Raw genomic sequence first — 10,405 nt, 5'->3', positions numbered from 1 at the left:
TGCTGGCCGAGGGCAGCGGCGCGAAGACGATCAACGGCGTCAGCTACAACAGCCCGACCTCCAACGGCGCGAAGCTCACCGGCATCGGCCGGGCCAAGGCCGCGCAGATCTGGTACCGGGCGCTGACCGTCTACATGACCTCCACCACCAACTACAAGGCGGCCCGCACCGCGACCCTGAACGCGGCGAAGGACCTCTACGGCAGCACCTCCGCCGAGTACAAGGCGGTGGGCGCGGCCTGGAGCGGGGTCAGCGTCAACTGACCCCCGCCCCGCGCACGGCGACGGCCGGGCTCCCTCGCGGGGGCCCGGCCGTCGGTTCGTTCCGGGGGTGTTCCGGGGCGGTCAGGCCGCGGCGGCCGCCGCGGGCACCTCGCCGCGCTCCTCCTTGGCGAGCATCCGCTCGGCGAAGAAGCCGCCGGTGGGCAGCACCGACAGCACGAACAGCACGATGCCGCGCTTGGCGTCCCAGCGCTGCTGCTGCCAGGCCAGGGCGAGGAAGACCACGTACAGCACGAACAGGCCGCCGTGGACCGCGCCCATCACCGGCACCGCGTTGAAGTCGGTGGTCCGCTTGAGCACCGAGCACACGAGCAGCAGCAGGAAGGACAGGCCCTCCGGGCCGGACACGAGTCGCAGGCGGTGGACGGCGGGGCTGGTCTTCACGGGTCACCTCGGGAAGGGGTCGGCGAGTGAGCTCGTGAACGCGATCACAAGCCTCGTTCATTATCACCGACCGAACAGCCGTGCCGGGCCCGGGGTGGCCGGTCTCACGGCGGGCGGCCCTATCCTGCTGCGGCACGGCCCGACGACCGGGCCGACCGACCACGGGGGTGGACATGTTCCGCATCGACTGGAACCGGCGGACCTGCTCGCGGCGCGGGCACATCACCTACGCGCCCGACGAGGCCGACCTGCGCGGCCGGCTGCGCGCGCACACCGCGCTCGGCGACGCCTGGCGCTGCCTGCGCTGCGGGGACTTCGCGCTCGGCGCGCCGCACGGCTCCGGCCCGGCCGACGAGGCGCCGCTGGTGCCGCGCGGCAAGGCCCTGCGCGACCTGTTCATCCTGCGCTTCCTCGCGGTCGAGCGGGCGCTGCGCGGCCTGCTGATCCTGGTCGTCGCCTGGGGCGTGTGGAAGTTCTCCAACAGCCAGGACGCGGTGCGGCGGATCTTCGACGAGAACCTCTCGGTGTTCCGGCCCGTCACCGACCACTTCCACTGGGACCTGGAGCACTCGCCGATCGTCGACACGATCCGCAAGACCTTCGAGTACAAGCACGGCACGCTGCTGATCGTGGCCGGCGCGCTGGTGCTGTACGCGCTGATCGAGATCGTGGAGGCGGCCGGCCTGTGGGTGGGCGCCCGCTGGGCCGAGTACCTGACGGTGGTGGCGACGGCGGCCTTCCTGCCGCTGGAGGTGTACGAACTCACCGAGCACGTCAGTGCACTGAAGATCGGCACGCTGGTGCTGAACGTCCTCGCGGTGCTGTGGATCATGCTGTCGAAGCGGCTGTTCGGCCTGCGCGGCGGCGTGGTCGCCTTCGAGGCGGAGAAGCACTCGGCCTCGCTGCTGGAGGTGGAGACCGCCGCGGGCGCCGTCCCCGGGGCGGCGCCGGCCCCGGCCGTCTGACCTCCTGACCCGGTGTGATTTGTCGCAGCTCGGTACCAGAGGCCCGCGCCCCCTCCCGGGTGCGGGCCGGCTGCCGCTACATTCGCCCGGTGGCACAGTTTCGACTCCAGGGGTCCAAGGTGCTCGCCGTCGACATGGCGGGAGACTCGGTCAAGGCCCGCAACGGCACGATGGTGGCCTACACGGGCCAGATGAACTTCAAGAAGATGTCCGGCGGCGGTGACGGCCTGCGCGGCATGGTCACGCGTCGGCTGACGGGTGAGCAGATGGAGGTCATGGAGGTGAAGGGGCAGGGCACCTGCTACTTCGCCGACAAGGCCACCGAGGTCAACCTGGTGCGGCTGAACGGCGAGACGCTCTACGTCGAGTCGGAGAACCTGCTCTGCACCGAGGCGACCCTGCACACCGGCACCTCCTTCACCGGACTCAACGGCATGGCGTCCGGCAACGGCCTGTTCACCACCAAGGTCGAGGGACACGGCTGGGCGGCACTGACGTCCAAGGGCCCGGCGATCATCCTGCGGGTCTCCCAGGGGATGCCGCTGCGGGTCGACCCGGGTGCGTACGTGGCGCACACCGGCAACCTCAACCGCAGCCTGAAGTCGGGCGCGGGCTGGACGACGATCATCGGCGAGGGCGGCGGCGAGGCCATGCAGGTCGAGTTCGCCGGCGAGGGCCTGGTCTACGTGCAGCCCTCCGAGAAGATGACCTTCGGGGGCGACGTCTGATGCCGTTCACCAAGATCAACAACAAGATGGTCGAGGCGAAGGTCATGCCCGGCCAGCGGGTCTTCAGCCAGCGCGGCTCGATGCTCGCCTACACCGGCGAGGTCTCCTTCACGCCCAACGTGATGGGCGGCCAGGGCGGCGTCATGTCGATGATCGGACGCCGGGTGGCCAACGAGGACACCCCGCTGATGACCGTCGAGGGCCAGGGCAGCGTGATGTTCGGCCACGGCGGCCACAACGTCCACGTGATCGAGCTGACCGGCGACACCCTCTACGTGGAGGCCGACCGGCTGCTCGCCTTCGACGGCACCCTGCAGCAGTCGACCATGTTCATGGGCCAGCAGGGCGGCGTCATGGGCATGGTCCGCGGCCAGGTGACCGGGCAGGGCCTGTTCACCACCAAGCTCGACGGCCACGGCTCGGTCGCCGTGATGGCGCACGGGGGCGTGTTCGAGCTGCCGATCGGCCCCGGCCAGCCGGTGCACGTCGACCCGCAGGCGTACGTGGCCCACCGCGGCCAGGTGACCAACAAGCTGTCCACCGCCCTCGGCTGGCGCGACATGGTCGGCCGCGGCTCGGGCGAGGCGTTCCAGCTGGAGCTGTCCGGCCACGGAGTGGTCTACGTGCAGGCGAGCGAGGAGAAGCTCTGATGTCCTACCCGCCGCAGCCGCCGTACGGGCAGCAGCCCTACGGCCAGCCCCAGCCCGGCCAGCCCTACGGCCAGCCCGGCTACCCGCCGCCCGGTCAGCCGTACCCGCCGCAGGGGCAGCCCTACCCGCCGCAGGGCCAGCCGCAGCCCGGCTACCAGCAGGCGTACCAGCCGACCCAGGCCGGCCAGCCGTACCCACCGCAGGGCCAGCCCTACCCGGCCCCGCCGCAGGGCAACTACGGCGCGCCGCTGCCGCAGAACGGCGGCGAGGGCCCGGTGGTGCACGACGCCATGAGCCTGCCGGTCAACGACAACGTCAACCCGTACGCCTTCTCGGTCGACCTCAACGGCGCGTACTACCTGCAGAAGGGCAAGATGATCGCCTACTACGGCGAGATGCGCTTCTCGGGCATCGGCCGCGGCGTCATCGACCAGATGCTGGAGCGGAACTTCAACTCCCCGCTGCACGCGTCCGACTGGGTCGTCGCCGAGGGCCGCGGCAAGCTGCTGCTCGCCGACCGCGCCTTCGACCTCAACTCGTACGACCTGGAGGACGGCAACCTCACCGTCCGCTCGGGCAACCTGCTGGCCTTCGAGCCCACGCTCAAGCTCAAGCAGTCGATCATCCCGGGCTTCCTCACCCTGATCGGCACCGGCAAGTTCGTGGCCGCCTCCAACGGCCCCGTCCACTTCGTCGAGCCCCCCATCCGGGTGGACCCGCAGGCGCTGGTCGGCTGGGCCGACTGCCCCGCGCCCTGCCACCACTACGATCACGGCTACATGCACGGCCTGATCGGCGGGCTCCGCCACCTGACCGGGCTCGGCGGCGCCTCCGGCGAGGAGCACCAGTTCGAGTTCATCGGGGCCGGCCAGGTCCTGCTGCAGTCGACCGAGACCCTGATGGCCGAGCGCTCGGTCGGCGTGGTGCACGCCGAGGCGGGCGTGCCCGGCAGCGGGGTGCCGCACCAGCCGGGCGCCGGGGCGCACGGCGGCGGGCAGCAGCTGCCCAACGTCAACATCCCGGGCCTGGGCAACCTCGGCGACCTCGGCCGGAGGTTCGGCCTCTGACGGGGCCGAACCGGTGAACCGGGCGCGGCTGGATTCGTAAACTTGTACAACATTTAACAAGCACGGCTATGCTGGGGTCATGGACACGCACGTCACCGACGCCCCCGCCGTCTCCTCCTCGGCCACCGCGGAGGAGACGCCGTGGCTGAGCACCCGCGAGCAGCAGTTCTGGCGCGCCCACCTGGAGGTGAGCAAGCTGCTCGAGTACCAGCTCGGCCGCGAACTCCAGCCGCACAACCTCGCCATCAACGACTACGAGATCCTCGTGGTCCTCTCCGAGGCGCCCGAACGCCGGATGCGGATGACCGACCTCGCGACCGCCACCCTGCAGTCGAAGAGCCGGCTCTCCCACCAGATCACCCGGATGGAGAGCGCCGGGCTGGTGCTGCGGCAGGAGTGCCCGGGCGACCGCCGCGGCCTCTACGCCCACCTCACCGAACCCGGCTGGGAGACGCTCCAGAAGGTCGCGCCGGACCACGTCCGCAGCGTCCGCAGCCACTTCGTCGACCGCTTCACCCCGGAGCAGATCGACGCCCTCTACGAGGCCCTCGCGCCGGTCGCGGAACACCTCCGCGCCCTCCGCGGACGCGCCTGACGGCGCAGGGCAACCACCCAGGGGCGCTGGGGGCACCTCCCGGCCGAAGGCTGGGGGCGGAACTGCGCGGGACGGAAGGCACAGACCGTGGCCTTCCGTCCCGCGCAGTTCCCCGCGCCCCTGTTTTCGCTTTTCCGGATGCGCAGGCTCGCCGATCCAGGATTGCGCGGTTCCCCGCGCCCCTTCGCGCTTCCCCGATTCGCGCGGGCTCGCCCGCTACCGGGTGCTCTCGGTGAGGCCGGCGACGAGGTGGTCGGCGGCGCCGTAGGGGTCGAGGTCGCCGGCGGCGACCCGTTCGGCGAGGCCGAGCAGGTGGCGGTCGCCGCGCAGGTCCCCGATCCGGGAGCGAAGGGCGGCGAGCGCGATCGCCTCGATCTCCTGGGCGGCCCGCCGGGTGCGCCGGACGGCGAGCTCCCCCGTCCCGGACAGCCAGGCGCGGTGCTTCTCCAGGGCCTCGACGACCTCGTCGACCCCCTCGCCGCGGGCGGCGACCGTCTTGACGATCGGCGGCCGCCAGTCGCCGGGCCTGCGGCCCTCGCCGAGGCCGAGCATGTGGTTGAGCTCGCGGGCGGTGGCGTCGGCGCCGTCCCGGTCCGCCTTGTTGACGACGAAGACGTCGCCGATCTCCAGGATCCCGGCCTTGGCGGCCTGGATGCCGTCGCCCATGCCGGGGGCGAGCAGGACGACGGTGGTGTCGGCCTGGGCGGCGACCTCGACCTCGGACTGGCCCACGCCGACGGTCTCCACCAGGATCACGTCGCAGCCGGCGCCGTCCAGCACCCGCAGGGCCTGCGGGGCGGACCAGGAGAGGCCGCCGAGGTGGCCGCGGGTGGCCATCGACCGGATGAACACCTCGGGGTCGGTGGCGTGGTCCTGCATCCGGACCCGGTCGCCGAGCAGCGCGCCGCCGGAGAACGGCGAGGACGGGTCGACGGCCAGCACGCCGACCCGCTTGCCGCGGCGGCGGTACGCGGAGACGAGGGCGTTGGTCGAGGTGGACTTGCCGACGCCCGGCGAGCCGGTCAGGCCGACGGTGTAGGCGTGGCCGGTGTGCGGGGCGAGCGCCGCCATGGCCTCGCGCAGCTGCGGGGCGGCGTTCTCGACCAGCGAGATCAGCCGGGCCACCGCCCTCGGGTGCCCGGTGCGCGCCTGTTCGACCAGCGTCGCCACGTCGGCCATGTGAGTCCGTCTCCTCGATCGGAAAGCGGGGGCGCACGGCGTGGTCCTCCACGCCGTGCGCCCCCGGGGTCAACGCCGAACGGTCAGCCCTGGGCGGGGACCTTGATGATCAGGGCGTCGCCCTGGCCGCCGCCGCCGCACAGCGCGGCCGCGCCGGTGCCACCGCCGCGGCGCTGCAGTTCGAGGGCCAGGTGCAGGACGAGGCGGGCGCCGGACATGCCGATCGGGTGGCCGAGGGCGATCGCGCCGCCGTTGACGTTGACCTTCTCGTCGGTGACGCCGAGGTCCTTCATCGACTGGTGGGCGACGGCCGCGAAGGCCTCGTTGATCTCGATCAGGTCGAGGTCGGCGACGGTCAGGCCGTCCTTGGCGAGGGCGTGCGCGATCGCGTTGGACGGCTGCGACTGCAGCGAGTTGTCCGGGCCGGCCACGTTGCCGTGGGCGCCGATCTCGGCGATCCAGGTCAGGCCCAGCTCCTCGGCCTTGGCCTTGCTCATCACGACGACGGCGGCGGCGCCGTCGGAGATCTGCGAGGCGGAGCCGGCGGTGATGGTGCCGTCCTTGGTGAAGGCCGGGCGCAGCTTGCCGAGGGTCTCGACGGTGGTCTCGCCGCGGATGCCCTCGTCCTGGCTGAAGAGGACGGGCTCGCCCTTGCGCTGCGGGATCTCGACCGGGACGATCTCGGCGTCGAAGAGGCCGTTCTTCTGGGCGGCGGCGGCGCGCTGGTGCGAGGCCGCGGCGATGGCGTCCTGGACGTCGCGGGCGATGCCGAGGCGGGTGTTGTGGTTCTCGGTGGACTCGCCCATCGGGATGTTCTCGTACGCGTCGGTGAGGCCGTCGTAGGCCATGGCGTCGAGCATCTCGATCGCGCCGTACTTGAAGCCCTCGCGGGACTTCGGCAGCAGGTGCGGGGCGTTGGTCATGGACTCCTGGCCGCCGGCGACGACGACGTCGAACTCGCCGGCGCGGATCAGCTGGTCGGCCAGGGCGATGGCGTCGAGGCCGGAGAGGCAGACCTTGTTGATGGTCAGCGCCGGGACGTTCATCGGGATGCCGGCCTTGACGGCGGCCTGGCGGGCCGGGATCTGGCCGGCGCCGGCCTGCAGCACCTGGCCCATGATCACGTACTGGACCTGGTCGCCGGTGATGCCCGCGCGCTCCAGGGCGGCCTTGATGGCGATGCCGCCGAGGTCGGCGCCGGAGAAGCCCTTCAGCGAGCCGAGGAGTCGGCCCATTGGAGTGCGTGCACCTGCGACGATCACAGAAGTAGTCATGAGACGGGCCCCTTCGCGCGTCGGCCATGAGGGTGTGGGGATGCGGCTCAATGTACTGACCCGTAACCCGTGCGTCACCGGCGCCGGGGTGTGATCAGTGGCACTGTCACCCTCCAGTCAACACCGTGTCACGGTGGTCCGGGTGACATTCGCCGGCGGCCCGGCGGGGGCCGTCCCGGGGCGAGACTGTGAGCAGGCTCGCACCGCGGGCGGTGGCCAAGGCTCCGCCGCATGCGCTGCACTGGTGCCCACCCTCGTCGACTCCCACCATGGAGGTCTCCGCCGTGCTGACCCGCATCGACCACATCGGCATCGCCTGCTTCGACCTCGACAGGACGGTCGAGTTCTACCGCGCGACGTACGGCTTCGAGGTGTTCCACAGCGAGGTCAACGAGGAGCAGGGCGTCCGCGAGGCCATGCTCAAGATCAACGACACCGGTGACGGCGGCGCGTCCTACCTGCAGCTGCTGGAGCCGACCCGCGAGGACTCCACGGTCGCCAAGTGGCTGGCCAAGAACGGCGAGGGCGTGCACCACATCGCCTTCGGCACCGCCGACGTGGACGGCGACGCCGCGGACATCCGCGCCAAGGGCGTGCGGGTGCTGTACGACGAGCCGCGGATCGGCTCGATGGGCTCGCGGATCACCTTCCTGCACCCGAAGGACTGCGGCGGCGTGCTGACCGAACTGGTGACCTCGGCCGGCACGGAGCACTGAGCCGCAGCGGCGCCGGCCGGGACGGTGCCGCACGGAAACGGAGGGGGTCGTACCGCAACGGCCCCCTTCCCGACCCGTCGGTAACCTCGGAAAACCTCCACTCGGCCATTCCGCTGCAAGCCGGGCACACTACAATGCCCAGGTGCGCCAGTACGCCGGAGGACCGGCGGGGGCACGGCCGAAGGCGGTCACGGACGGGGAGACCCGGTCGGGCCCGCCGCAGGGGAGTCCATTGAGCGGGCACGGCTGAACAGTCGCTGGTCGGATCTGTCACCATTCTCCACTAGGCAAGAGTTCGCCCAGGAGTCCACCCGGACGAGGGAACGCGGCACCGCCGCGCGCCGCCGCCCGCGGACTCCGACCGTGGCAGGCGCTGCGGCTGCAAGGACCAGCCGGTCCGGCCCCGGGCAGGGATGGGGCGTCGGTACGGCCGGGTCGAGGACGCGACCAGGAGATGGATGGGACCGCGGAGTGCGGGGCAACGACCGCTACGAGGTTGAGGATCACCTCTCCCAGTTCGAGGCCGAGATGGAACGGACTCGCAAGGAGCGGGACAAGACCGTCCAGCATGCCGAGGACCTCGCCTACCAGGTGGAGGTGCTCCGGGCCAAGCTGCACGAGGCCCGACGGCAGCTGGCTCAGCCGCGCGCCTTCGATTCCGTCTCCGGCCAGGCCGAGCAGCTGCTCCGCACCGCCGAGATGCAGGCCGAGCAGCTCCGCGCCGACGCCGAGCGCCAGCTGCGCGAGTCCCAGGCGGCCACCCAGCGCCTGATGGCCGAGGCCGCCGAGCGCACCGCCCGGCTGGAGGCCGAGTTCGCCACCCGGCGCCACCAGCTGGAGGAGGAGCTCAACGAGTTCCGCCGCTCCGCCGAGCGCCACGTCAAGGAGAACGTCTCCTGGGCGGAGCAGACCCGGGCCGGCACCGAGCAGGAGGCCCAGCGCCTGCTGCAGGAGGCCCGCATCGAGGCCGAGCGGATGATGGCCTCCGCCCGCGCCGAGGCCACCGCGCTCGCCGACCAGGCCCGCGCCCAGACCGCCGCCGACGTCGACGCCGCCCGCGGCGAGGCCCAGGCCGCAGCCGAGGCCGCCCTGCACCGCGCCCAGACCGACGCCGAGCGCCTGCTGCGCGCCGCCTCCGAGCACGCCCAGCAGGCCAGCGCCCAGGCCGAGGAGCTCCGCGGCAGCGCCGCCAACGAGGCGCAGCAGCAGCTCGCCCAGGCACACGCCGCCGCCGAGCGCCGGCTCGCCGCCGCGCAGGCCGAGATCGGCGAGCTCAAGCGGCAGGCCCTGGAGGACCAGGAGCGCGCCGAGGCCGCGCTCGCCCGCGCCCAGGCCGAGATAGAACGGCTCCGCGCCGAGGCCCTCGCCGAGGCCGAGCGGGCCCGCCAGGAGGCCGCCGACCAGCTCAACGCCGCCCGGGACGCCGCCGAGCGGCTGCAGGCCGAGGCCGCGGCCGCCGCCGAGCAGCGGGTCGCCGACGGCGAGGCCGCCAGCGAGCAGCGCTCGCTCACCGCCAAGGCCGAGATCGCCAAGATGGTGGCCGCCGCCACCAAGGAGGCCGAGATCATCAAGGCCTCCGCGGCGACCGCGCAGGCCGAGGCCGACGCCGCCAAGGCCGCCGCCGCCGAGGAGAGCGAGCGGCTGCGCGCCACCGCCGAGTCCGTGGTCTCCCAGCTGAAGGCCGAGGCCGAGGCGGAGCTCGCCGACCTGCGGGCCGAGGTCGAGGGCGAGGTCGCCGCGCTGCGGTCCGAGGCCGAGGCCACCGCCCAGGCGCTGCGCGCCGAGGCCGAGGAGCGCGGCCGCGCCGACGGTGCGAAGGACGCCGCCGTCCACCTCGCCAAGGCCGCACGCCGGGCCGAGGAGGTGCTCGCCCGGGCCACCCGGGACGCCGACACCACCCGCGAGGAGGCCGCGACCGAGGCCGACCGGCTGCGCGCCGAGGCCGCCGCCGAGGCCGACCGGCTGCGCGAGCAGGCGATGGCCGCCGTCGAGGAGGCGCAGAACGCCGCGCTCGACGACGCCGCCTCGATCCGCGAGCAGATGGAGCGGATGCACGAGGAGGCCGCCCGGCTGCGCGCCGAGGCGGAGGAGCTGCGCGCCCAGGCCGCCGCCGAGGCCGACCGGGTCCGCGGCGACGCCCGCCGCCAGGCCGTCGTGCAGATCGAGGAGTCCGCCAAGAGCGCCGAGGAGCTGCTCACCCGCGCCAAGAAGGACGCGGACGAGCTGCGCGCCGGCGCCGCCGCCGAGACCGAGCGGCTGCGCGCCGAGGCGAAGGACCAGGCGCTCGCCACCCAGGGCCGCGCCGAGCAGACCCTCGCCCGGGCCCGCACCGAGGCCGAGAAGCTCCTCGACGCCGCCGACCGGGAGGCCAAGGAGTCGCTGGCCACCGCCCGCGCCACCGCCGCCGACACCCGCACCGCCGCCGAACGCGAGACCGCCGACCTGCGCCGCGCCGCGGCCGAGGACGTGCAGCGGATGCGCGCCGACGCCGAGGAGGCCGCCGAGGCCCGCCGCGACGGCGCCGAGGATGCCGCCGAGGGGGTCCGCCGCGAGGCCGCCGCCGCGG

10 protein-coding genes and 1 pseudogene are annotated in these 10,405 nt (G+C 73.0%); 8 read left to right on the top strand and 3 right to left on the bottom strand.

The genetic code is table 11. The annotated features are described in order from the left end of the window. A partial coding sequence (locus ABD353_RS37995) for a M4 family metallopeptidase (RefSeq protein WP_344628293.1) occupies positions 1–263 on the top strand: 263 nt, incomplete at its 5' end. 81 nt (positions 264–344) lie between these two features. Here ABD353_RS37995 and ABD353_RS37990 read toward each other — a convergent pair. After that, positions 345–665, bottom strand: coding sequence for a DUF3817 domain-containing protein (locus ABD353_RS37990; protein ID WP_344628292.1), 321 nt, complete (start codon positions 663–665; stop codon positions 345–347). A 173-nt stretch (positions 666–838) separates the two neighbouring features. Here ABD353_RS37990 and ABD353_RS37985 point away from each other — a divergent pair, with 173 nt between their 5' ends. The 5 genes from ABD353_RS37985 to ABD353_RS37965 all read left to right on the top strand — a co-directional run bounded on the left by ABD353_RS37985 (position 839) and on the right by ABD353_RS37965 (position 4,670). Further along, positions 839–1,630, top strand: coding sequence for a DUF2127 domain-containing protein (locus ABD353_RS37985; RefSeq protein WP_344628291.1), 792 nt, complete (start codon positions 839–841; stop codon positions 1,628–1,630). A gap of 89 nt (positions 1,631–1,719) precedes the next feature. Continuing rightward, positions 1,720–2,358 carry an AIM24 family protein gene (locus ABD353_RS37980; RefSeq protein WP_263103614.1) on the top strand — a complete coding sequence of 213 codons (639 nt, stop codon included), beginning with the start codon at positions 1,720–1,722 and terminating at the stop codon, positions 2,356–2,358. Then, positions 2,358–3,008, top strand: a complete 651-nt coding sequence (locus tag ABD353_RS37975; protein ID WP_344628290.1) for an AIM24 family protein — start codon at positions 2,358–2,360, stop codon at positions 3,006–3,008. The genes ABD353_RS37980 and ABD353_RS37975 overlap by 1 nt, the downstream gene beginning before the upstream one ends. A gap of 290 nt (positions 3,009–3,298) precedes the next feature. Beyond that, positions 3,299–4,075, top strand: a complete 777-nt coding sequence (locus tag ABD353_RS37970) for an AIM24 family protein (protein WP_344628295.1) — start codon at positions 3,299–3,301, stop codon at positions 4,073–4,075. A gap of 79 nt (positions 4,076–4,154) precedes the next feature. After that, entirely contained in the window at positions 4,155–4,670 is a 516-nt protein-coding gene (locus ABD353_RS37965; protein ID WP_344628289.1) for a MarR family winged helix-turn-helix transcriptional regulator, read from the top strand. Positions 4,671–4,886: 216 nt separating this feature from the next. Here the strand turns inward: ABD353_RS37965 and meaB are convergent, their stop codons facing one another. After that, positions 4,887–5,849 carry a methylmalonyl Co-A mutase-associated GTPase MeaB gene (gene meaB, locus ABD353_RS37960; protein ID WP_344628288.1) on the bottom strand — a complete coding sequence of 321 codons (963 nt, stop codon included), beginning with the start codon at positions 5,847–5,849 and terminating at the stop codon, positions 4,887–4,889. An 83-nt stretch (positions 5,850–5,932) separates the two neighbouring features. Continuing rightward, positions 5,933–7,111 (bottom strand): acetyl-CoA C-acetyltransferase, encoded by a 1,179-nt coding sequence (locus ABD353_RS37955; RefSeq protein ID WP_344628287.1) that lies wholly within the window; start codon positions 7,109–7,111, stop codon positions 5,933–5,935. A 296-nt stretch (positions 7,112–7,407) separates the two neighbouring features. Between ABD353_RS37955 and mce the strand changes: the two genes are divergently transcribed. Together mce and ABD353_RS37945 are read left to right on the top strand one after the other, a co-directional pair. Beyond that, positions 7,408–7,839 carry a methylmalonyl-CoA epimerase gene (mce, locus tag ABD353_RS37950; RefSeq protein WP_344628294.1) on the top strand — a complete coding sequence of 144 codons (432 nt, stop codon included), beginning with the start codon at positions 7,408–7,410 and terminating at the stop codon, positions 7,837–7,839. A gap of 471 nt (positions 7,840–8,310) precedes the next feature. Further along, positions 8,311–10,405, top strand: a pseudogene (locus tag ABD353_RS37945) (hypothetical protein); the annotation flags it as partial.

Source organism: Kitasatospora arboriphila (assembly GCF_039528095.1).
GTDB classification, from domain to species: domain Bacteria; phylum Actinomycetota; class Actinomycetes; order Streptomycetales; family Streptomycetaceae; genus Kitasatospora; species Kitasatospora arboriphila.
Note: the sequence above shows the minus strand (reverse complement) of the source record. Positions and strands in the feature narration are given on the sequence as shown.